We start from the raw sequence: 23645 nt of genomic DNA, 5'->3' as shown, positions 1-23645 counted from the left end.
TCGTTAAAAACTTATCTTGAAATCGGTCTTAAGGTTATCTTCTAGAACTTCTTGATGAGCTTCTGCTACTTCCTCTTGAGCTACTTCTTGCAGAAGAATTACTTCTAGTGCTTCTTGATGGAGCTGAATAACTACGAGTGCTTTTAGAAGGTTTTGAGTAACTTCTAGATTTTCTTGTGTTACTGCTTTTGCGCGAAGCATAATTTTTTCTGCTATTTTTGGTTGACTTTGAGTAACTTCTTGAGCTTCTCGGAGAAGTCGATTTTCTAACAGATCTATTAGAACTTTGCTCTCTTTTAGTATAGCTTCTAGGGTTTCTAACAGGTGTTGATCGACGAATATTATTATTGTTAGAAGCTCTAGAATTTCCTCTTGAGCTTCTTGTAGAACGAGGTGTACTTCTGTAGCTACGAGTAGATCTGTTACCATTAGAGTTGTAACTTCTTGTTCTAGTTGATCGTTTAATACTTCTATTGTTAGAACTATTTCCTCTTCTTGTGTTATAACCTCGCGTATTTCTTGTAGAACGGGTATTGTTATTATTACGATAGGTTCTACTATTGCTTCTTCTGTAAACATTAGAAGAGCGTCTTGAAGTTGTAGTTCCTCTACGACCAGAAGTGTAACCTCTTCTAGAAGTTGTTGCAGTTCTGTGACCTCTATAATAGTTAGCACCTCTATAAGGACGTCTATAATAATGATTATTATAGTATCTATATGGTCTGTAATGATTGTATCTGTAATAAGGAGAGTTCCAGTAAGAGTTATAATAAACTCCACCTAAACCAACATAAAATCCAGAATTCCAGTGGTAAGGGTGCCATTGAGAGTTGTATCCCCAACCGCCATAGTAACGAGATCTCCACCAAGGTCTATGATAATTGTATCCGTAGCCATAATCCCAATACCAGTCGTTATAATAACCCCATCTTGGATAAGTATTGATGTTGATAACTACATCATTATTATCAGAATAACCCCAAGGTTCATTTTCGTTGTATGTAATTCTTGTTTCAGGTTCCTCTTCATAAATAATATCTTCGTCATCATAAGAGTCCGCATTTTCAGATTTATAACTTTCTATATCAGTGAAAATGTCAGTACCATTTAAAACATCTAAACGTTCTACTTCTTTGGTGAAATAATTTTCTTGATATTCATCATATGCACGATCATCGGTAACAATCACTCTACGTTGAGGTTGTTCTATATCATCAGCATAAATACCATCATCACTACCAGTAACCGTTTGTGCAGAACCACAAGATATAAATGTAGCTGCCATCAAAAATGATAGGATATAAAAAGGGAGTTTGGTTTTGGTGTAATGTAGCTTCATGACTTTTTTATTTTAGATTAAAGCAAATTGTTTTTTTATGAGCTGCAAAAAATTAGTTCTTTGTTGGGCTTGTTACCTTTTTAATGTAGTTTTGCAGACACAATTTACGCATAAAAAATAACAATATTTATGCCAAACTTTTGATTATGAGCAAACATTTAACAAAAAGAGCCGAAGATTACTCGAAATGGTATAACGAATTGATTGTAAAAGCCGATTTAGCTGAAAACTCAGCGGTAAGAGGTTGTATGGTAATAAAGCCCTACGGATTTGCAATTTGGGAAAACATGCAGAAAGAATTAGATAGAATGTTTAAAGAAACAGGACATCAAAATGCTTATTTTCCCCTTTTTGTACCTAAAAGTTTGTTTGAAGCAGAAGAAAAAAATGCAGAAGGTTTTGCAAAGGAATGTGCGGTAGTTACGCATTATCGTTTACAAAATGATCCAGATAATGAAGGTAAATTACGTGTAGACCCTGAAGCTAAATTAGAAGAAGAGTTGATTGTTCGTCCTACTTCTGAAGCAATTATTTGGAATACTTATAAAGGTTGGATTCAATCGCATAGAGATTTACCGTTGTTAGTTAATCAATGGGCAAATGTTGTACGATGGGAAATGCGTACGCGTTTATTTTTACGTACTGCAGAATTTTTATGGCAAGAAGGTCATACGGCGCATGCAACAAAGGCAGAAGCAATAGCTGAAGCAAAGCAAATGCAAGAGGTTTATGCAACTTTTGCTGAAGAGTTTATGGCAATGCCTGTTGTTAAAGGGGCAAAAAGTGAAAGTGAACGTTTTGCAGGGGCAGACGATACTTTAACAATAGAAGCATTAATGCAGGATGGAAAAGCTTTACAAGCTGGAACTTCACACTTTTTAGGTCAGAATTTCGCAAAAGCGTTTGATGTAAAATACACATCTAAAGAAGGAAAACAAGAATATGTATGGGCTACTTCTTGGGGGGTGTCAACGCGTTTAATAGGTGGACTGATAATGACACACTCTGATGATGCTGGTTTAGTATTACCTCCAAAATTAGCACCAATTCAAGTTGTAATTGTACCTATATATAAAGGGGAAGAGCAATTAAATGCTATTTCTGAGAAAGTTGATGTAATTGTAAAAGAGTTACGAGCTAAAGGAATCTCTGTAAAGTTTGATGATAGAGATACTTACAGACCAGGAGCAAAATTTGCTGAATACGAATTGAAAGGAGTTCCTGTGCGAATTGCAATGGGAAAACGTGATTTAGAAAACGGTACTGTAGAAGTAGCACGTCGTGATACTTTTGAAAAGCAAACTGTTTCTAGAGATGAGGTTGTAGATATTGTAGCAAACTTATTAGAAGAGATACAAGAAAATATTTTTAATAAAGCACTAACATTCAGAGATGAACATATTACTGAAGTGAACTCTTTTGAGGAGTTTATAAAAGTGATTGAAAACAAAGGAGGATTTGTTTCTGCTCATTGGGATGGTACTATTGAAACTGAAGACAAGATTAAAGAGTTAACAAAAGCTACTATAAGGTGTATTCCTAATGATGCAAAAGAAGAGGAGGGAGTATGTGTTTTAACAGGTAAACCTTCAACAAAAAGAGTACTTTTTGCAAAAGCATATTAAAAAAATAAAAAAAAGCTTTGTGCAATAAAAAACAGTTTTTATATTTGCACCCGCAATCGCAAAAAAGATTGTTTTGGTCCGTTCGTCTAGGGGTTAGGACGCCAGGTTTTCATCCTGGTAACACGGGTTCGATTCCCGTACGGACTACAAGTTCTTTTGTTTCTTTTTAGAGTGAAAAGAAAAGAAATAAAAAAAATAAATTTAATTGCAAATAACAAAAAGAATTGTATATTTGCACCCGCAATCAGAATGATTGTTTTGGTCCGTTCGTCTAGGGGTTAGGACGCCAGGTTTTCATCCTGGTAACACGGGTTCGATTCCCGTACGGACTACAAGTTTTTTATAAACAATTAACGCATTAGTATAATGGCAAATCATAAGTCAGCATTAAAGAGAATTAGAAGTAACGAAGCAAAGCGCTTAAGAAATAAATATCAGCACAAGACAACTCGTAATGCTGTTAGGAAATTAAGAGCTACAGAAGATAAGAAGGAAGCAGAAGGAATGTTTTCGACTGTTGTATCTATGCTAGATAAATTAGCAAAGAACAACATTATTCATAAGAATAAAGCAGCAAATTTAAAGTCTAAATTGGCTAAACACGTTGCAGCTTTATAAGAGTTTTAAGGTTAGTTAATAGTTAAAACGCTTCGATTTTATCGAAGCGTTTTTTTTTGGGTTAAAAGTGTTTTGAAACTATAGCATAGAAATGATAATATCATTAGATGATACTACACGTTTTAAGCATAGTTAATTATATTATACATCCTTATAAGATAAAGGATGAAAAGTAAGGAGTATTTCACTACAAGGATTGAGTTGATTTCCAGTTGTATTTTTATGAGTATCTAAACGGATGAAAATAAATAAAAGTAGTGTAAAACCGATAAAGAAGAGCTACCATAGCTAAAAAAACGGAAGAGGAGTTCCTACTGTAGGTAATAAACTTATTACCATAAACACAATTCACTACAAGGATTGGAGTTGATTACCAGTCGTATTTTTTATGAGCATCTAAACGGATGAAAATAAATAAAAGTAGTGTAAAACCCCATAAAGAAGAGCCTCCATAGCTAAAGAAAGGAAGAGGGATTCCTACTGTAGGTAATAAACCTATTACCATACCAATATTAACAATAATATGGAAAAAGAAAATGGAAGCTACACTATAGCCATATATTCTTGCGAACTTATTGGTTTGTGTCTCTGATAAATAAATAACTCTGTAAAGAAGTAGCATAAATAAAATAATAACAAAAGAGCTGCCTAAAAAGCCCCATTCTTCACCTACAGTACTGTATATATAATCCGTGTGTTGTTCAGGTACAAAATTTCCTTGTGTTCTATCTCCTTGTAAAAAACCTTTTCCAGAAAACCCGCCAGAACTAATAGTCTTTTCAGACTGATAAGAATTATAGCCAATACCTTTGTTGTCTTGTATTTTTCCTAATAAAATATCGAATCTGTCTTTTTGATGTTGTTCTAATATGTTATTATAGGTGTAGCTGATTCCTAAAATAAAGAAAATAGCAAAAAGATACGAGCCAATTATTTTTAAAACGTTGAAGCGAAAAAATCGCTTGTCTTTATAAACTCCATAAAAAACAACTAATGTGATTATAAGTAAGCATGAGATAAGAACCCATTTTGCTCCAAAATAAACTGTTAATATGAATAAAATAATAGAGATTGTCCCAAATAAAATATAAGCTAACGTAAGACCTTCTCTGTTTAAAACAAAAAAGAATGCGAAGTATATTAATACTGAGCCCATATCTGGTTGTAATGCAATAAAAAAGGCAGGCAGAAAAATAACAATAAAGGCTTTAGCCTGATTTTTTATAAGTTTAAGGTTGTATTGCCGGTCACTCATTAGCTTAGCCAAAGCTAGGGCAGTGAAAGCTTTTGCAAATTCAGAAGGTTGTAGCCCTATTCCACCAAAGTTGTACCAAGAGGTAGCACCATTAATTTTTTTACCAAATACAAGTACACCAGCTAATAGAACTAGAGAAAAAATATACATTATACTTGAAAACTGCTCGTAAAACTTGGAGTTAAAAAAAAGAATAAAGATGATAACAGGAATACTAAGCCCTATAAAAATTAATTGTTTTCCATATTTTGTTGTGAAATCGAAAATTTCTCTAGATTCCTCTGTAGAGGATGCAGCATAAATATTTACCCATCCAAAGCCAACTAATATTACGTACAGTAAAACAAGTAGCCAGTCGATTCCAGCAAAAATATTATTTCGTTCTTGTCGCAAGAGTATCGCTTTTTTGAATTAGTAATTGATCGTCATATCGGTCTTGAAGACTTAAGTTAATCATATGGTCTTCAAGATATTTTCTTGAGATAGATCTGTTTAAATATTTCTCAATAAGTAAACTGGTAATAGGAGCAGCAATTGTAGCCCCATATCCTCCATTTTCTACAAAAATAGCGATGGCTATTTTTGGGTCATCTTTTGGCGCAAAGGCAATGAAGATTGAATGGTCAATCAGCTGAACTTTTTTTCGGTTAACTCTAATAAAATTTTCTACGGTACCTGTTTTTCCACATATTTCTATACCTTCAATTCTACTACGTTTTGCTGTACCTCTTGTGAAAGTTTCGTGCATTGCTTCAATAGCAATAGGGAAATGTTCTGGTGAAACAGTCGTGTTTCTACGAGTTACATAAATAGAATCTAGAATAGACTTGTCTTCAATTTTCTTAACAATATGAGGAGTATAAAAATAGCCTTTATTAGCAATAGCAGCGGTCATATTCGCTAACTGAATAGGAGTAGTCTCTACTTCCCCTTGCCCAATAGCATTCGAGATTGTAGTTGTAGCTCCCCATCTAAAATCATAACTTTTGTCGTAAAAATTACCATTAGGAATTCTTCCTTTTTGACCAGAAGGAAGGTCGTAACCTAAATAATTACCTAATCCAAAACTTTTTGCATGTTCACTCCAAGCATCAGTTCCTATTGTTGGGTTTTCATAATTATCTATAATTCTCCTGTAAGTGTTAGCGAAATAAGTATTACAAGATTTAGCAATAGCTGTTTTTAAGCGTACAGGCCGTCCAACAATTCTACAATGGCATCCCATAAAAGCGTTAGGACGTTTACCGTAACGGTACCCATGTTGACAGTAAAAGCCAGTATTTTTATCAATAACTCCTTCTTGTAAACCAATTAAACCAGTAAGGATTTTAAAGGGAGAACCAGGTGCATACATTGCTTGTAAGCCTCTGTCGAAAGTAGGCATGTTAATGCTGTCGTTAAAAAGTCTTACTGAGTTAGGAGAGCGCTGTCTTCCAACTAGTAAGTTTGGGTCGTAAGATGGGGCAGTGATTAATGCTAAAATTTCACCTGTTTGAGGTTCTATAGCAACAATTCCACCTCTCTTACCAGACATCAATAGCTCTCCATATTGTTGTAATTCACTATCAATGGTTAATGTTAAGTCCTTACCTGGTACTGCAAGAGTGTCGTGCTTTCCATTTTTATAAGAACCAGTAATTTTATTTAGGTTATTTCTTTTAAAGTGCTTTTTTCCTTTAATACCTCTTAATTCTTTTTCGTATTGTTTTTCAACACCAAGTTTACCTATTAATTCCCCTTGTTCGTAGTAATCACTATTTTTAGCGATGTATTCGTTAACCTCGCTAATAAAACCTAATACATTAGCTGCTGATTTTACGGGGTAATTTCTAATAATACGTTTTTGGATATAAAAACCTTTATATTTAGGTAACTTTTCTTGTAAAAAAGCATAGTCTTCTTTAGCCAATTGCTTTAAAAATACAGAAGGAAGCCAACGGGCATAATTTTTCGCTTTTGTAAAACGTTTTATAAAATCTTCTTTATCAATTTTTAATAGAGAGCAGAATTCTAGAGTGTCTAAAGCCTCAACTTCTTTTGGAATAATCATTACATCGTAGGATAATTGGTTTGCAACCAATAATTTTCCATTACGATCATAAATATAACCACGTTCAGGGTAATCATATTCAATCTTAATTGTGGCACTGTGAGTTAAACTCTGTTCACCTCCGTGCATTACTTGTAATTGAAATAATCTAGAGATATAAACAATTCCAATAAGAGTAATTAAAACTATAAGTAAGAAACTTCGTTTCATGTTAGCTTTTTCCTAAATATAAAACTTCCTAAAAAATACAACAGTAACGTAAAAACACTAGAAAATAGTGTGTTGATAAGTACATTTGAAATGTTATAAAAACTAAAGTTAGTTAAACTAAATAAAATGAAGTGATGAATTAATGTTAAAATTGCTGTATAATTAAATACTTTATCAAAAGATTCATGTCTTAGATTAAAAAGTAGGTAATCTGACGATGTTTTTTTGAATATAGCTTTAAAAGTAAATAAACGTATATAAGCTATGAATACAGTAGAAAAAGCATGAATTCCGCCAGAGTTAGAGAATGCATCAACACATGCACCTAACAAAAAAGCAATTAATAAAAGAGAAAATCTATTTTCTTTAATAGGATACAAAAAAATAAAAACGATATAAATGTAGGGGTTTACATACCCTAAAAATAAAATATTATTTAGAACCAACACTTGTAGTAACAAGAGGAAAACGAATAGAAATATTAAGTATAGCGTTTTATTCATTATTGTTTTCTACAGTTTTTATTTCTTCTTTATTTAGGTTGGTTATAATATAAACATGACCTAAGTTAGACATGTCATTAAAAAGTTTAATGTTGATGCTATTTACGGCTGATAGTTCTTCAGGTACTTTTATAACAGTTCCTATAGGTATTCCGTTAGGGAAAATTGTAGATCTCCCTCCAGTAACAATAGTATCACCTTCTTTAAAAATAGCTTGACGTGGAATATCGGTTAATTGTACAATGTTATAATCTTTACCATCCCAAATTAATGTTCCGTAGTGATTATTGTTTTTGAACTTAGCATTAATGTTACTCTTTGAATTTAAAATAGATTGTACTCTAGCAAATTTATTGGAAACATTATCAGTGATACCAATAATACCTTTACTATTTATTACCCCCATTTCTTTTGAAATATTATAACCTTTACCTCTGTTTATCGTTATAAAGTTCTCTGGTTTATGAAAAGAGTTTTTGATTATTCTTCCAGAAATATAGCTGTAGTTTTGGCTGAGCTTTAGAGTGTCAATTATTTGGCTTGCAGAAACACTATCAAGGTACGTAGTGATTTTTTCTAGTTTATTTTTTAGTGCTAAATTTTCCTCAACTAGTATAGAGTTACTTTCTTTTAAATTTAGATACTCTGATATGTTTGATGATTTTTGATATAATCCACCTGTAATAAAATTGGTAGAACTAATAAACTTGCTTTTATGAAAAGAGTGATTGTTAATGATTAATGCAACAGCAATAATTTCTAAAAATAGAAAAAATAAGAAATACTTATACTTCTGGAAGAAATAAATAAGCTGTTGCATAAATAATCATTCAAGTTTATTTGATTAATACAGTTTTGTATTTTTCTAAATTTTTAAGAGCAATACCTGTTCCACGAACTACAGCACGTAACGGATCTTCAGCAACATATACTGGTAAATCTGTTTTTCTAGATAAACGCTTATCTAAACCTCTTAACATTGAACCTCCACCAGCTAAATAAATACCAGTGTTATAAATATCAGCGGCTAATTCAGGAGGGGTTTTAGATAAAGTTTCCATTACAGCATCTTCAATACGTAAAATAGATTTATCTAATGCTTTTGCAATTTCACGGTAAGAAACTTGTATTTGTTTAGGTTTACCACTTAGTAAATCACGCCCTTGTACCATCATGTCTTCAGGTGGATTATCTAAATCTTCTGTAGCAGAACCTATTTGTAGCTTTATTCTTTCAGCAGTGGTTTCTCCAACATGTAAATTGTGTTGAGTACGCATGTAATACATAATGTCACTGGTAAATAAATCTCCAGCAACTTTTACTGATTGATCGCATACAATGCCTGCTAGTGCAATAACAGCAATTTCAGTAGTACCACCACCTATATCAATAATCATATTTCCTTTAGGTTCCATAATATCAACACCTACACCAATAGCAGCAGCCATTGGTTCGTAAATCAAATAGATTTCTTTAGCGTTCATATGTCGACCAGAATCAATAACTGCTCGTTTTTCAACCTCAGTAATTCCCGAAGGAATACAAATCACCATACGTAAAGATGGCGGAAAAAGCCTCTTTTTTATGGCAGGAATTTGTTTGACAAATTCCTTAATCATTTCTTCTGAAGCTTGGAAATCAGCAATTACACCGTCTTTTAAAGGACGTATGGTCTTGATGTTTTCATGGGTTTTACCTTGCATCCTACTAGCCTCATGTCCTGTGGCAATAATTTTACCTGTGAGCCTGTTTCTAGCAACAATAGAGGGGTTGTCAATAACTACCTTACCATTGTGGATTATAAGTGTATTTGCAGTACCTAAATCTACTGCAATATCTTCTGTCATGAAATCGAAAAAACCCATATAGATTTCGTTATTTATATTTAATTTTAATGTATTCTCACAAATCTAATAAAAATCTGTGGGTATTTTACACTCAGTATAATTAATGTTTAAAATGTCTTGTTCCTGTAAAAACCATAGCTACATTGTTATCGTTACAATAATCAATACTTAATTGGTCTTTAATAGAACCCCCTGGTTGAATTACACTTTTTATACCTGCTTTATCTGCTATTTCTACACAATCAGGGAAAGGGAAAAAAGCATCACTAGCCATAACTGCCCCATTTAAGTCAAAGTTGAAACTGCTAGCCTTTTCAATTGCTTGCCTTAGCGCATCAACTCTACTTGTTTGACCTGTTCCACCAGCTAATAACTGCTTATCTTTTACTAAGATAATTGTGTTAGACTTGGTGTTTTTACATAGTTTAGATGCGAATAACAAGTCCTCTAACTCACTTTCTGATGGTTTATTGTCGGTAGGATATGATAAATCATCTAATTTATCAGTAATATAGTCTTTATCTTGAATTAATACTCCGTTTAAAGCTGTTCTTACTGTTTGTTTAGGTAATTCAACTTCTTTTTGAATTAAAATAACTCTGTTCTTTTTCCCTTTTAAAATATCTAAGGCATCATCATCATAAGTAGGAGCAATTACAACTTCACAAAATAATTTATGAATTTCTTCAGCAGTAGCTTTATCAATTTTTGTATTTGAGATTAAAATACCTCCAAATGCAGAGACAGGGTCACCAGCTAAAGCATCAACATAGGCTTGATGAATTGTTTTACGTTGAGCAAAACCACAAGCGTTATTGTGTTTTAAAATGGCAAATGTTGGATCTTCACCTTTAAACTCTTCAATTAAGTTTACTGCGGCATCAACATCTAATAAGTTGTTGTAGCTTAACTCTTTTCCGTGTAACTTATCAAATATAGCTTCTAAATCACCAAAGAAAAACCCTTTCTGGTGTGGGTTTTCTCCGTAGCGTAATACTTTAGAAGTAGTTTCACTAGCTTTATACACAACTTCATCTTCATTAAAATAGTTGAAAATAGCAGTGTCGTAATGAGAAGAAATATTAAAAGCTTTGGCAGCAAACTTTTTTCTATCGTTTAACGAAGTATCTCCGTTATTTTCAGAAATAATATTTAAAAGCTCTTCATACTGTTCCATTGAAGAAACAATTACAGTGTCTTTAAAGTTTTTAGCTGCAGCACGGATTAGTGAAATACCGCCAATATCAATTTTTTCAATTATGTCTTGTTCAGAAGCGCCAGAAGCAACTGTTTTTTCAAAAGGATATAAATCTACAATTACTAAATCTAATTGCGGAATATTGTATTCTTCCATCTCAGCAACATCACCTTCGTGATCTTGTCTATTTAAAATACCTCCAAAAACTTTAGGGTGTAAAGTTTTTACTCTTCCTCCTAAAATAGAAGGGTATGAAGTAACATCTTCTACAGGTACTACATCAATCCCTAAGTCTTTTATGAACTTTTCAGTGCCTCCTGTAGAGTAAATAGTAACACCTAGTTCGTTAAGTTTTTTAACAATAGGCTCTAACCCGTCTTTGTGAAAAACGGATATTAATGCTGATTTAATAGTTTTTGTATTGTTCATTATTGTTGTGTTGTTAAGCTTGCAAAGCTAGTAAAACAGTAGGCGTTACACAATGATTTTTTAAGTTTTTAACATTGAAAACACCACCAAAAAGAAAATAATTTTGGTGGTGTTTTTTTACAACAAAATCTTAAAAGAAAAATTACTCTGCAGTTTCTAAAAAGTTACGAAACCAGATAGTGAATTTTTCTACTAAAGATTGTTGAGATTTTGCACGAGCATTAGCATTACCTAATGCCGCATAAGAAGGATGTTCTCTACTGCTCATATTTAAGGGGATTAATGGGGTTGTTAAAAATCAGATCAAATAAAATAAAAAAAAACTTAATAATCAAGTGATTATGCGAAAATTATATAAAATTAGCCACTTTTTTGCAAATATACTCTAATAAAGCTTCGTCATCTTGGGTAAATGGGTTAGCTGTATGAGAATCAATATCAATTTGACCAACGTTTTCTTCATTAACAAAAATAGGAATTACTATTTCAGATTTTACTTTCCATCCACATGATATGTAGTTGTCTTGTTCGCTTACATCTTGCACCACAAAATTTTGATTACTGATGGCTACTTGACCACAAATTCCTTTTCCAAAAGGTATAATTGTATGATCTGTAGGTTCTCCGTTAAACTGCGCGAGCTTTAATTCTTCCTTGTCTCCATTCTTAAAGTAGAAACCAACCCAGTCGTAATAAGAAATTTCTGAAGCCAAATAATCACAAATTTGCTGTAGCTTTTCTTCTTTTGGAGAGTTGCTCTTAACGATTGTGTTTACATTGTTTTTTAGTTCTTGTGAATTCATAAAAGTGTTTTTTATTTTACTCGTAAATAGTACTTAAAGCTTACAAAAATAGTTGTATGAATTGTGATAAAAAACTGAATTCCATTTTTTGTAGTTTAAATAAGGTGTTTTAAGAGTTTTTTATGAAAAAAGAAGGATAATGTATTAGTGGATACGTAAAAAGTAGTTATAGTTCTGTAAAATGGTTTAAAAAGGAAAAGCGAAAGCTTTAAATTAAATTTAAAACTTCCGCTTTTATTTTTGTCATTTTCTATATAAGAAAACGAATATAATTTAGGATTAAATTACTGTTGAACGTATTCACTGTGCCATACAGCATCTTCAGGTCCGTCTCCTTTGTGTCCGTCTAATTGGATAACAAAACTTTTAGCAGGAAAATAAGGAGTGATGTGGATATCTAATAAAACACGATCTTTTTGATTTTGATCTTGCTCTATTTTTATAACCTTGAAACGCTCAATTAGCTTAGTAGGTCCTTGAATGTCATCTAAAAACTTAACTATTTGGCGACGTAAATCAGCCTCAGTTCTAGAACTCCAGTTTTCAAATGCACGTCTGTTTAAGAAATCAAATAACACTTTTGTTATGTGGTCGAATACTCTTACAACAGAGTAGGTTTGTAAACCTAAGTTGTCTCCATTAAATAAAGTTTTAGCAGAAAAAGCCATTACTTTACTGTATTCATTTACCATAGGAACAAGTCCCATTTTTTCAATTTCTGAAATTTCACTCTTTTTAAGGTCGAATCGTACGCTTTCTACTTCGTTTATACCACCAAACTTTTTACCTGCTACTACTTGAGACATTAAAGTATGGTATATTTTACCAGCTAAAGCAGATGATGCAGGAACGTATAAGTTATCTTCTTCACCTACAGCGTCTTCTTTCTTTCTTCCTAAAAGCCAGTTACAAGTCATTAAAGTGTTTGATTTGTGAACCTCTCCTCCTGAATGATTTGCATTGGAGAACATGTCAACAATATCGTCGGCTGTCTCTAAATCTTGAAAATCGGTTAATAAAACAGCTTTGTTGTCATAGGCTATTTTAGACCATTTATCTAACACTACGTTAGAACCTAAATATCCAGGAACTACTAAAATAGAATAGTTGTCTTTTAAGTCTAATCTATCAAAGTTTTGTTTAAACTCATTTGATACATAATCTATAAAAAGAGGGTTCTCTAAATCTTTTAGTTGACTTAAATCGGCATTTAAGATGGTGATGTTTTTTACTTTATCTTTTTCAGTATTTTTGTAGAATAAAGCTACAGATCTATACGAAGTTTCTAATTCCTTAGTTCTTTCTAAGGTTTTCTTAAGATTGTAATTTAAAACTCCTTCTATACTGGTAGATTTTTCTTTTGCAGTATCACACATCGACTCGATGTTTTCACTACTTTTAAGAATTTCTAACCAAACAGAAAGTCTGTTTTTTAAGTTTTTTCTTTCTCCTTTCCACTGCTCGTCATTTAAAAATAGACTTTTTCTAGCTTTTCTTTTAGGGTTTAAGTTAGAGTATCCATCAACGATGTTTTCAATAAAAGAGAAACCTCCGTACTCTTTTATACCATCAATAGCGCTCGCTACTTCTTGACTAGGGGATTGTTGTTTAACTACTTCCGATTGTTGGGTTTTTACTTTTGTAGACATAGCTAATTATGTTTTTTTGTTTTTATTGTTCAGCTTGCTCGATTTCCTTAATAGACTCTTCTAAAATTTTGATAAAAGTATCTTTTGTTTCAGGGTTGCTAAGTGCTTTCATTAGAGCTCTGTTAGAAGATAATTGTCTTGAAATTCTTAGGTACTGGTCTTTTTCTATATCTAGCTTATTTAAAAAAGAGCTATTTGCCTTAATGTTCTCAACATTAAAATCACCTAAATTATTAAAATTTAAAGATTCTTTAACGTCAGCGCCATTTTCATCGGTGTGTTCAAGTTTCACAGAAGGTGAAAATTTCTCGAAAACTGCTTCGATTGTGTCTAAACCATAAGTTGCTTCAGGGGTTGCTGGAGCTTCGTCGGTAAGTTTTTGGATTAATAAAGTTTTGTTGGAAGAAATGTTTGCGATTGATTCATTAGCATCAACCTTAACTTCATTGCCTCCAATTCCGTAATTGTACATTGCCATAATAATTTTTTTTTATTCTGCTACGAATCTATTAAATTATTGATAAAAAAAATTATTTTTACAAAAAAATGTTAAAGAAAAATGAATTATTTAAAAATCCCGCTAGACTTTTCGAGCATAACAAAAACAAATAAAGAGAATAATAGACCTGGCTGTACTCTTGAAGAATCTATAGCTCAGCACCTCATGATAATTGCTACTTCAAAACAAGGAGAGGTTTTTGGAAGACCGAATTATGGTTCCGATATTTGGGATTTAGAATTTAATCAGTTGGTTAAAATTAATAAATGGGAAGAAAAAGTTAAAGATTCTTTATATTACGCCTTTATTGAGTATGAACCAAGACTTAAGGATATTAGAGTTAGTGTAAGATTGTCTGAAATAGATGATGATGCAGAGACTACAGATATTCATGTAAGAAGAAAAGCAGAAATAAAAGTATTCGGAATAATTATTGAAACCGAAGCTCCATTTAATTTCGCTACACTTTTTTACATCAGTCCTTTATCTCAGTAGAAAAACAAAAAAAAACGCAATGAGAGACGAATATTTTATGAAAATTAAAAATCGAATGCTGCTGCGTTCGATGGAACTATGGGGTATTAAAGACAAAAGAAGTGTTGACCCTATTTTAGATTTGTTACTACATACTTTTGCTTATGAAATATCAAAATTACATCAACAGGTAGACGTATCAGATAAAGAGCTATTAGATAGACTGTCTAGGATACTGGTGAGTAACAAATGGTCTTTACCATCACCTTCACATGCTTTATTAAAAGCACAACCAGAAGATGATACGACGCAACTTTATGTTTCTGATCATTTTTATTGTTCAAAAAGACGATTTGGAGAAGAAAAGTTAGATGTTTTCTTTACACCTATTATAGCAAAAGAACTTATAAATGCTTCTGTTAAATATTTAGGTTATGACGATAAATTGTTAATAAGTGAAAATCAATTTGGTAATATAGAAGACGCTCTTTATTTGCCTCAAGAGAATAAAATTAAAGATTATGAACTTTGGTTTGGAGTGGAAATTTCAAATGAGTTACTAGAGGATACAAATAACTTATCACTATGTTTTATCTTAAATGATAGTTCTCTTTTACCTTTTTTAAAAACAATGAAGGTTTATGATGCTGCAGGAAATGAAATGTTTTTGGATAAAGAAAGCTTAGTGAATAAGAATAATGAAGTTCATTATTTTGAAGACGTTGTTTCGTTTTATGAAGATTGTTTTTACACATTAAACCTAAATGAACCTTGTAAGGTTAAAAAGACAATTAATGAGTTATTTGGTGAACAAGATGACTTTTTTATTGAGCCAGAAGATTTAAATCAAAAACTGTTGTGGTTTAAAGTTAAACTCCCTGAGGTTTTTTCTAAAGATAAGCTGCAAGGGATTGATGTGAGCTTAAACACCTTTCCTGTAGTTAATAGAAAGTTAGAATATAAGCAGCATAATTTTAGAAAAAATGGAAGAATTTTATCTGTACTTAGTGAAGGAGTAGATTATTTTTTAAACATTGAAAGTTTAAATGATGATAAAGGAAATAGTTATGCTAACGTTATAGGGAATTCTACCGAAAGCCTTGAAGGAGGTTACTCATTATATTTTGGAGATATAGGAAGGTTTGATACGAGAAGTGCTAAAATGATGTTGAGTAAAACTTCTCAAACAGTAAGAGAAGAAGGAAGTGCTTTTTCTTCCATAGGTTATGATATCATACAAGCATATTTAGACGACCTGCATGAGAAATTAGACGAAATTGATAAGAAGATTCATTTAGAGTTTGGTGAGGTAAATGCAAATAATGATAAAACTTTCTTATTAACCTACCCACATAAAGAAGCTTTTAATTATGAGTTTCAGTATTGGTTGACTAATGCTAGTCAAGCAAATGGAATTACTACTAGTTACACTTTTAATCAATATAGAACAGGTAAGTTTATTGATAGTAAGATTAAACTAAAAACGGAAACGATAGGAGGCTATATTAGAAAAGAAGAGCATGACAAAATAAATGGTCTACGCTATGGATTACTTACAAGGGAAAGAATTGTAACAAAAGAAGATGTAAAAAGCTTTGTAAATAGTAAAATAGGACGTTTTGTTGAAGATGTTTCTATAAAAGATGGTGTTGCCATATCAAAAGAAAAGAAAAAAGGGTTGATAAGAACCACTGATATACATATAAAAACTAAAAAAGAGTTAATTTCTGTAGAGAAACAAAACCTTTTCAGTTATTATCTAGAAAAGGAGTTAGAAAAAAAATCTATATCAAATATAACTTATAAAGTATTTTTTATTTAAAAATGATGGAAAAAGATTACAGTTCAAGCGCTTTATCAAGCATAAAAAGAGCTAAAAGTATTGCTTACAAAGAAAAACAAAGTACCTACGGTGTTTGCCATTTAATAACATCATTAATTAATGAACCTACTGGTTTAGAGGAGATTATTGATGGTATGGGGAAGGATGCTAACTACATTCTCGAATGGTTTGAGGTAATGAAAGAAATGTACAAGTCAACTCCGCTACAGGCTTCTGGAGATATACATCCAGATAGTGAGGTTGCTAAGGTTTTTGAAGAATCTGAACGTTCAAAAATCAAATTAGGAACAGAAAATATTGATGCGTTATGCATTTTTACAGCGGTAGTAAGAGAAGGTGTTGTATATTCTGGTCAACAAATAGAAACACTTGGAATAACAGAGCAAGAAATACTAAAGCAGTATAACGCAAATACTCCTACTTTTTTAGAGTCAAATGTCAAGGAAAACATTTCTACTATAAGTTCATATATTGAAGATCTTCAAACACAAGAAGTAATTCAAAAAGGAAATTTAATTTTAGGAAGAGAAAAGGAAGTACGATTAATTTTAGAGAATTTTGAAAGATCTGAAAGCAAAGGTGTTATTCTAGTAGGAGAATCTGGAATTGGTAAAACAGCGACAGTAAATTATTTTGTAAGAGAATTAAGTAATAGTACTGATGAGTATTTAAAAAGTCATTTGGTGTTTAAGCTTAATGTTCCAAAACTATTGGCTGCAGCAAGTTCAGAAAATGATGTAAATAAGAAGATATCAGAGTTATTTGAGAAATTAGAATCTATTGATACTCCATCTATACTTGTGATAGATGACCTTCATGTATTACTTGAAAACTCTTCTGGTAAAACAAATGCCATTGTTAACATTTTAAATGCTCAACTAAGTGGAGGACGAATTAATATGATTTTTACAATTAATTCAGATTCTTACCGAAAAAGTCTTGAAAGACACCCTGTAAGTGGCAAGCTAGAAATCTTGAAATTAGAGGAGTTAGGAGACTTAGAAATGTTAAAATGCTTGCACAGACATAAAAAAAGACTTGAAGTACATTTTGATATTAAAATTTCAGATAGAGCAATTGAGGAATCTATACATCTTTCAAAAAGGTATTTTAAAGAAAAGAAATTACCTTATGGAGCAATAGACTTGATAGATAAAACTGTTGCAGCTGTAAAAATGAGCAATGCTACTGTTTCAGAAGAAGTTGAAAAGATAGAAAAAGAATTTAATGAAGTTAAAGACTCGGACAAATTTGATTTTTCTGATTTACAATTAATCTACAATACCATTTACAGAAAAGTTAGTGTTATTCAAACTTCAAAAGTAACCAAGTCATTTAATTTAGTATCTGATAATCCAGATTTACAAGAAGAAATATCTAAGGTTGAAGAATTCTTATCTATGTTAAAAGAATTAGCTAAGACACCTATAGAAATTGTAAGTGAAATGGATATTGAAGCTGTTGTCTCAGAAATTACAGGTATTCCTTTGGGGAAAATTCAAACAGAAGAAAAAGAGCGTCTTTTAAATATAGATAAAAAGTTAAAAGAGAGAGTTAAAGGTCAGTCAAATGCAATTCAAACATTATCAGATGCTATTATTGAATCACGAAGTGGACTTAGTAATCCTAAACAACCAATTGGTTCTTTTTTCTTTTTAGGCCCTACTGGAACAGGAAAAACTGAATTAACTAAATCATTAGCAGAGTTGCTTTTTGATGATGAAACTGCAATGATTCGTTTTGATATGTCTGAATTTAAAGAAGAGCACTCAGCAGCATTACTTTATGGAGCGCCTCCTGGTTATGTAGGTTATGAAGAAGGAGGGATGTTAGTAACTAAAATTAGACAACGCCCATATTCAGTAGTTTTATTTGATGAAATTGAAAAAGCACACACTTCTGTTTACGATGTTTTTCTTCAGTTAATGGATGAAGGTGTGATTCATGATAAATTAGGAAGAGAAGGAGATTTCTCTAATGCTATTGTCATTTTTACATCTAACATAGGTAGTCAATGGATTGCTGAACAAATAACAGAAGGAAAAACTCCAACTTCAAATGAGTTAATAGAGGTGATGGCACAACACTTCAGACCCGAATTTTTAGGAAGATTAACAGAAGTAGTTCCATTCGCTCCAATTAACCAAAAAGTAGCACAAGATATTTTAGTAATACACTTTAATAAGCTTAGAAAGCAATTAGAGCAACAAAAACAAATAGTGTTAGATATTTCTGACGAAGCTTTAGAGTTCTTATCAAAAAAAGGATTTTCTCAAAAGTATGGAGCTAGACCTATTGCTGGAGTTGTAAGAACATATGTGAAAAAGATAATATCTAAAATGATAGTTTCTGAACAAGTGAATAAAGGAGATCATGTATTATTAGATTATAAAAACAATAATCTTGTATGGGAGCTAGTGTAAAAGAAAGCGATGTCATTGTTGGTGAGCTTGTTCGCAATATGGCATCTAATTTTATTGGAGAAGTTTTTGTAGAAGAGCTAGAATTTTTACTAGATAAAGATGTTTCTGAAAGGCTAATTGTAAGAAACCATGGAATGAATAGTAGAGCTCAATCTAAAGATATTTTATCTGTTGACTCAAATTTTATAGCTAAAGACACAGGTTTCGAGGAAAATTTAGTTGTTAACCTAAGTAGGAACAGTATATATCATCAACTACCAGAAATTTTGTTTTATCCTCTTTCTTTAGGAGTTAATTCAGATAACAAAAAAGAAGTGATTGATACTATTCGTAAGAATAGAGAAAAAGAAAAAGGAGATATCAACTTTTTTACTCTTTTTGATACTGAAATATTTAAAGAAAGAGTTAGGATTAATAACAGAAGTTTAAACTTTTTTTCAGACAAAAAATCAAAACAAAATCTATTAAATATCTTCAAGCAAATTATAGGTTCTGATTTGCTGATTTCTGACGAATCCTTATATAAGCTATTTCTTAATTTATGTAAATCTGAATTTTTTAAAGAAAATTTAGTGGAGTTAGAAAAGCTAATACAGGTAGTTCTAGGCTTAAAAGTAAAGCTTAATTATGTTCCTTGTGTTATAAAAGAGTCACCTTTTTTAAGTTTAGGTAATGCAGTTTTAGGAGTTGATTTAGGTTTGAGCGGTGAGATTTATAGTGAGATAGATGATGTTAAAGTAGTTGTAGTGTTAGAAAAAGAAGTAGAGAACTTTAAAGTTTTAGAGAAAAGTGTTTTACAAATAAAGGAAGTATTGAGCTTCTTTCTAATTTCCTCAAGAAAAATTCATATTACTTACCAAACTAATTCTGATCAATGTTTTGTTTTATCAGAGAGGTTTTTAGGATATGACTCGTATTTAACTAATTAAGAAAAGAAAAAGTTATGAACATAATAATAGTATATTTTTTAAAATTCCTTTTAGCACCTTTAATAGCCATAATTTCTTTAATGGTGTTAAACAATGTAGTAAAAGCTAAAAAGTCTTTTAATATAAAAAAGGCAATTGTTTTAGTATTGTTACTTACCCTTATTTTAATAGCCCCTGTTTTTATAAGTCTGTTAAAATATGAATTTGTTTGGGTAGGATTAATACTTACAGTTTTGTGTTATCTTTTTATAGGCGTGTTTTTTATATTTTTTCAGAACACAAAGTTTTACAAGTCTATAGGTTTAGATAATAAATTCCACACACTGTTTTTTGTCTTTATAGTAATGGTTCTTTCAGGGTGGTTGTATTACCTAATTTTTGAAAAAATAAGCAATCTACCTTATGCACTTTGGGCAATGTTATCAATAATTTGGTTTGTGTTACCGTTGTTGTACACTATGTCTTTAGGTTATTTTTTAAATATCTCAAAATCATTTTATAAAGCTTGGAATGTTTCAGATAATGGAGTTAATGATATGTATTGGGATAATGTAGATGTTTTCAAGTTAATACAAGTTACCGTAAAGATTAAAAGAAACCCTGATGATAAAAATTACAGCTCTTTTTCAGTGAAATTACCTATGGAGGTATCAGTAGGTATGTGGTTTAATCGTTTTATTGAAGATCAAAACTTTAGATTTCCTGATAGAATGATTGATACATACTTAGATGGAGAGCCTATTGGTTGGATATTCTATACTAATAGATGGTTTAATTTTCCTCTTTTTACAAAAGTTTTAGATGTTGAAAAAGACGGTAAATTTAACAGAATAAGAAATAAACAAACTATATACATAAGAAGAACTGCATTAAATACTATTGATGATGAATAAGAAAAATAATAAAATGAATTATTTACCAATAAATTGGACTGACGGAGTAAAAATATCTGCTGAACACTTTTTCAAAAATTATAACAATACAATTGAAACAGTAAAAGATTATAATTCTGTTTCTCTTAAAAACTATGAGTATGGTTTAATAGAAGGAAGTGCTGATTTTGAAAACTTACAACTTGATGTTTTAAGTGATGGAGATAATTCTTTAGTAATAAAACTTAAATCTTGTAATGCTATAACAGAAAAGGGATACAGAATAATGTATCATCGTGATTTGTATGGAGCAAGTTCACCATCAGTAACTCTAAAAACATCAGATTTTGATAAAACAGAAAGTGAAGAGTTTTATATAATGTTGTCTTTATCTCCATTTGAATATTTACCAGTAGGTGTACCAGATCCTGAGGTAATACCTTTGCATCATCCCAATGTATTACCGAAATTAGAGCTGCATACGCTTCCTGTTTCAAAAATTAATACCAGTTTTTTAAAAGAACACTTTTTAGTTATAGGAAAGGTTTTATGGACTAATGGATTATTTTCAATTGATGAAGGTTATGTTCCGCCCGTAGTTAACTTATCGTCTAATGAAAGGTTAGAAAGCTTTGGTAAGGGGTTGCTACAAGTACTCATTAAGTCTAAAAATTATTCTATTAAAATTTTCAAAAAGAACAACGGACAAAGAAGTAGTAATAAATTAGTTTCTAATACTTTTTCAATCTGTGGGAAGCTGCAAGAGTATTACAGTGATAATATCTTTAATTTAGAAAATATTTCTGTTAATAGCTCTCCTATGTATTTGGTAGATAGGTTAGTTGTGCTAGCAAATAAACTTTCTATTTGTTTAAGTATAATGGATGATAAAGAAAAAGAACAGTTACTACAGTATTATTATCAATGGACAGATATAAAACCTTCTGACTTTCTAGACTCTATAGTAGACGCTGTTAATGTTAAATACAATCATATGGAAATATCTGAAACGTTTGACGTATTAAATAGGTTTGTAGCTATGTTAGAGCGTGTATTTAAAAAGATGAGTGAACTAGAGTATATAGGACAAAGAAAAGATAATATCGTAATTAACGAAGAGTCTAAATCACAGTTCAATAGAAATAGAGGAGGAAACAGTTCTTGGAGTATAATTGATTAATACAAATTTCTTATGAAGGCTTTAAATCACAAAGAAAGGAAAAAACAAATTCTTAAGTTTTTTGCGTCATTCTCATTAACAGCAGTAGTTGTGTTTTTCTGTTTATACGTCACTTTAATTATAGCAGAAAAAGGAGTTGTTTTAATAGAGAGTAAGCAATCTCACTATAATGAAATTTTTAAAAAACAAGCAATGTTAAATTTTAAAATGGAAGAGCTTTTTAAAAATTTATATAGCTTAAAAAATAAAAGAAGAAATATAGGAGAGTATAGGCAAATGCAAAAAATTATTACCAATACTAGGGTTGAAATAAGACAAAGTATTGATAGTACAAAAAAAGAAAATAACTACTATAAAATTTACGGTGAGTTTTTATCGGAAATAAGAAACATACAGTCTCTCCTTGAAAACTATAATAAAGAAGTTAATACAAGAGAGGCCAATAAAGAGCAGCTAGAAAAATGTAGAGAAAAGTATAAAGATATAAATAAAGAAAAAGAATAAGCTATGGATAATCATGAAGTTTTTTGGGAAAAAATAAGGTTCTCTCTCTTGTTTATAATAATTTCTACAGTAGTATTTATAATACTAACCAAATTTGTTTTTAAAGTCCCTGTGATAGAAAGCAAAGAGTTGTTAAATAGTATTGATGCTTCAGAAGAAATTTTTGATATTCAAGAAGAGTACACGAAAAAAATAAAAAACACACACGAAAAAATTCAAGAAATACCTTTTGATGTTATTCAAATTCAGGTATTAGATGAATTAGATAAAGAAATACAACAGTACAAAAAAATCTACAGAGATAACGATATGAATAACCGATATATTTTTGGAGTTCAATCATCAAAAACGCTTAAAATGTTTTTCGATTTGAGTGAAGAATACAATGCTTTAAAAAGAAATAATAAAGTTTTGAAAGAGAATTTAGAAGAGTGTAAAGCTAACATTTAAATATAAGAGTATGTCTAATAAATTTAAATTGTCAGTTTTAATTTTCATAGCCTTATTAGTATTAATCCTAGCAATATTTGCACCTTATAAATCAAGGCTTAGTAACTTAGACTTTTATGTGTCTGAGTCTAATAGTAATTATCAATTTGAAGTTGGCGAAAAGTTGTTTTTCCTTCTAAACGATACTAGTTTAGTTGAGGGAAGAAAAGTAGTTTGGCACATGGGAAATGGAGATTCTATTGTAAAGCCAGGTAATATTGATTATAAATATCGTAAAGAAGGTAAGTACTTAGTGTCAATTAAGATAAATAATAAGTTTACTGTGTCAAAAAAAATAGGTGTAGTTTCTTTGCCAAGACTATCACCTAGAGACTCTTTGGTAACGTTACATGGAGTAGATGAAGGTTATGTGGGTGAAGAATTAGTGTTTTTTACCGAAGGGAAAGGAATAAATACTTGGTATTGGGAGTTTGGAGAAACAGGTACGGTTGATGCCTATGAAGAACAAGTTATTTATAGGTATAGTAAACCAGGTGATTATAGAGTGAAACTTCAAACAAACACATTAAAATACCCCATATTTCATAATATAAGAATCTTACCACGATTTGAAAAAGTTGACGAATTAGAAAAAGTTGACTCTTTAGGGGTCGTTCAAAATGACATTAGAAAAAGACTTCAAGCAATAGCAGACAGTAAGGTTACAGACAGAGGAACTTTTTATAAAAATTTAAATTATATAAAAAATAACTATACATGTAATCAAGCAGAAGATATACTTGTAATTGTTAATGGAGGAAGATATAATGACTTTTTTAGTTATTGTCAAGGTTTACACTACTTAGAAAATAAGAAGAGAAGCAAAATAATTATTAATAAAGTTGAAATAGATACGATTAAATGTTTCAAAAGATTAAATGTAACACAAAGCTTACTAAGATAATA

General features: G+C 31.0%; 22 protein-coding genes and 2 tRNA genes. 13 read left to right on the top strand and 11 right to left on the bottom strand.

The genetic code is table 11. The annotated features are described in order from the left end of the window. Window positions 1–34: 34 nt before the first annotated feature. Window positions 35–1339: a hypothetical protein gene (locus ACQYZ7_RS00245; protein ID WP_430727818.1), complete on the bottom strand. Its 1305-nt coding sequence runs from the start codon at window positions 1337–1339 to the stop codon at window positions 35–37. Window positions 1340–1485: 146 nt separating this feature from the next. On the opposite strand from ACQYZ7_RS00245, the gene proS reads away from it, so the two are divergent. The 4 genes from proS to rpsT all read left to right on the top strand — a co-directional run bounded on the left by proS (window position 1486) and on the right by rpsT (window position 3582). Next, complete coding sequence (gene proS / locus ACQYZ7_RS00240) at window positions 1486–2964, top strand: proline--tRNA ligase (protein ID WP_430727817.1); 1479 nt, start codon at window positions 1486–1488, stop codon at window positions 2962–2964. A 75-nt stretch (window positions 2965–3039) separates the two neighbouring features. Beyond that, window positions 3040–3111: transfer RNA gene (locus ACQYZ7_RS00235), tRNA-Glu, on the top strand. A 113-nt stretch (window positions 3112–3224) separates the two neighbouring features. Continuing rightward, a tRNA-Glu gene (locus ACQYZ7_RS00230) sits at window positions 3225–3296 on the top strand. 34 nt (window positions 3297–3330) lie between these two features. After that, window positions 3331–3582 (top strand): 30S ribosomal protein S20, encoded by a 252-nt coding sequence (rpsT, locus tag ACQYZ7_RS00225; protein WP_028891217.1) that lies wholly within the window; start codon window positions 3331–3333, stop codon window positions 3580–3582. 370 nt (window positions 3583–3952) lie between these two features. Here rpsT and rodA read toward each other — a convergent pair whose 3' ends face one another. The 10 genes from rodA to ACQYZ7_RS00175 form a co-directional block, all read right to left on the bottom strand. Next, window positions 3953–5230: a rod shape-determining protein RodA gene (rodA, locus tag ACQYZ7_RS00220; RefSeq protein WP_430727816.1), complete on the bottom strand. Its 1278-nt coding sequence runs from the start codon at window positions 5228–5230 to the stop codon at window positions 3953–3955. Next, the gene (mrdA, locus tag ACQYZ7_RS00215; RefSeq protein ID WP_430727815.1) at window positions 5211–7097 is read right to left on the bottom strand and encodes a penicillin-binding protein 2; all 1887 of its coding nucleotides are present in this window, start codon (window positions 7095–7097) and stop codon (window positions 5211–5213) included. Before mrdA ends, rodA begins: the two co-directional genes overlap by 20 nt. Beyond that, the gene (mreD, locus tag ACQYZ7_RS00210) at window positions 7094–7600 is read right to left on the bottom strand and encodes a rod shape-determining protein MreD (RefSeq protein ID WP_430727814.1); all 507 of its coding nucleotides are present in this window, start codon (window positions 7598–7600) and stop codon (window positions 7094–7096) included. Before mreD ends, mrdA begins: the two co-directional genes overlap by 4 nt. Next, the gene (gene mreC / locus ACQYZ7_RS00205) at window positions 7593–8420 is read right to left on the bottom strand and encodes a rod shape-determining protein MreC (protein WP_430727813.1); all 828 of its coding nucleotides are present in this window, start codon (window positions 8418–8420) and stop codon (window positions 7593–7595) included. Before mreC ends, mreD begins: the two co-directional genes overlap by 8 nt. A gap of 16 nt (window positions 8421–8436) precedes the next feature. Then, window positions 8437–9465 (bottom strand): rod shape-determining protein, encoded by a 1029-nt coding sequence (locus ACQYZ7_RS00200; protein ID WP_099215508.1) that lies wholly within the window; start codon window positions 9463–9465, stop codon window positions 8437–8439. A gap of 82 nt (window positions 9466–9547) precedes the next feature. Further along, window positions 9548–11074 carry a bifunctional phosphoribosylaminoimidazolecarboxamide formyltransferase/IMP cyclohydrolase gene (gene purH / locus ACQYZ7_RS00195; RefSeq protein ID WP_430727812.1) on the bottom strand — a complete coding sequence of 509 codons (1527 nt, stop codon included), beginning with the start codon at window positions 11072–11074 and terminating at the stop codon, window positions 9548–9550. Window positions 11075–11216: 142 nt separating this feature from the next. Further along, window positions 11217–11342, bottom strand: coding sequence for a hypothetical protein (locus ACQYZ7_RS00190; protein ID WP_430727811.1), 126 nt, complete (start codon window positions 11340–11342; stop codon window positions 11217–11219). A gap of 82 nt (window positions 11343–11424) precedes the next feature. Continuing rightward, window positions 11425–11877: a GAF domain-containing protein gene (locus tag ACQYZ7_RS00185; protein WP_430727810.1), complete on the bottom strand. Its 453-nt coding sequence runs from the start codon at window positions 11875–11877 to the stop codon at window positions 11425–11427. A gap of 284 nt (window positions 11878–12161) precedes the next feature. Then, complete coding sequence (locus ACQYZ7_RS00180; protein ID WP_430727809.1) at window positions 12162–13526, bottom strand: DUF5458 family protein; 1365 nt, start codon at window positions 13524–13526, stop codon at window positions 12162–12164. A gap of 22 nt (window positions 13527–13548) precedes the next feature. Continuing rightward, entirely contained in the window at window positions 13549–14004 is a 456-nt protein-coding gene (locus tag ACQYZ7_RS00175; protein WP_430727808.1) for a hypothetical protein, read from the bottom strand. An 81-nt stretch (window positions 14005–14085) separates the two neighbouring features. On the opposite strand from ACQYZ7_RS00175, the gene ACQYZ7_RS00170 reads away from it, so the two are divergent. Genes ACQYZ7_RS00170 through ACQYZ7_RS00130 form a run of 9 tightly spaced genes read left to right on the top strand, consistent with a single transcriptional unit; the run spans window position 14086 to window position 23643 of the window. Further along, the gene (locus ACQYZ7_RS00170) at window positions 14086–14520 is read left to right on the top strand and encodes a GPW/gp25 family protein (RefSeq protein WP_430727807.1); all 435 of its coding nucleotides are present in this window, start codon (window positions 14086–14088) and stop codon (window positions 14518–14520) included. A gap of 19 nt (window positions 14521–14539) precedes the next feature. Further along, window positions 14540–16321, top strand: coding sequence for a hypothetical protein (locus tag ACQYZ7_RS00165; RefSeq protein WP_430727806.1), 1782 nt, complete (start codon window positions 14540–14542; stop codon window positions 16319–16321). A gap of 5 nt (window positions 16322–16326) precedes the next feature. Continuing rightward, window positions 16327–18765 (top strand): AAA family ATPase, encoded by a 2439-nt coding sequence (locus ACQYZ7_RS00160; RefSeq protein WP_430727805.1) that lies wholly within the window; start codon window positions 16327–16329, stop codon window positions 18763–18765. After that, window positions 18750–19694 carry a hypothetical protein gene (locus ACQYZ7_RS00155; RefSeq protein ID WP_430727804.1) on the top strand — a complete coding sequence of 315 codons (945 nt, stop codon included), beginning with the start codon at window positions 18750–18752 and terminating at the stop codon, window positions 19692–19694. Before ACQYZ7_RS00160 ends, ACQYZ7_RS00155 begins: the two co-directional genes overlap by 16 nt. Window positions 19695–19708: 14 nt before the next feature. Then, window positions 19709–20587 carry a TssN family type VI secretion system protein gene (locus ACQYZ7_RS00150; RefSeq protein WP_430727803.1) on the top strand — a complete coding sequence of 293 codons (879 nt, stop codon included), beginning with the start codon at window positions 19709–19711 and terminating at the stop codon, window positions 20585–20587. Beyond that, the gene (locus ACQYZ7_RS00145) at window positions 20577–21746 is read left to right on the top strand and encodes a hypothetical protein (protein WP_430727802.1); all 1170 of its coding nucleotides are present in this window, start codon (window positions 20577–20579) and stop codon (window positions 21744–21746) included. Before ACQYZ7_RS00150 ends, ACQYZ7_RS00145 begins: the two co-directional genes overlap by 11 nt. Before the next feature lie 12 nt (window positions 21747–21758). Next, complete coding sequence (gene tssO / locus ACQYZ7_RS00140; protein ID WP_430727801.1) at window positions 21759–22250, top strand: type VI secretion system TssO; 492 nt, start codon at window positions 21759–21761, stop codon at window positions 22248–22250. Window positions 22251–22253: 3 nt separating this feature from the next. Beyond that, window positions 22254–22700, top strand: a complete 447-nt coding sequence (gene tssO / locus ACQYZ7_RS00135) for a type VI secretion system TssO (protein WP_430727800.1) — start codon at window positions 22254–22256, stop codon at window positions 22698–22700. 10 nt (window positions 22701–22710) lie between these two features. Continuing rightward, window positions 22711–23643: a PKD domain-containing protein gene (locus ACQYZ7_RS00130; protein ID WP_430727799.1), complete on the top strand. Its 933-nt coding sequence runs from the start codon at window positions 22711–22713 to the stop codon at window positions 23641–23643. Window positions 23644–23645: the final 2 nt, after the last annotated feature.

It is taken from the genome of Tenacibaculum sp. SDUM215027 (genome assembly GCF_050566205.1).
GTDB lineage: Bacteria > Bacteroidota > Bacteroidia > Flavobacteriales > Flavobacteriaceae > Polaribacter.
This window is presented reverse-complemented; position numbering and strand designations above follow the sequence as displayed.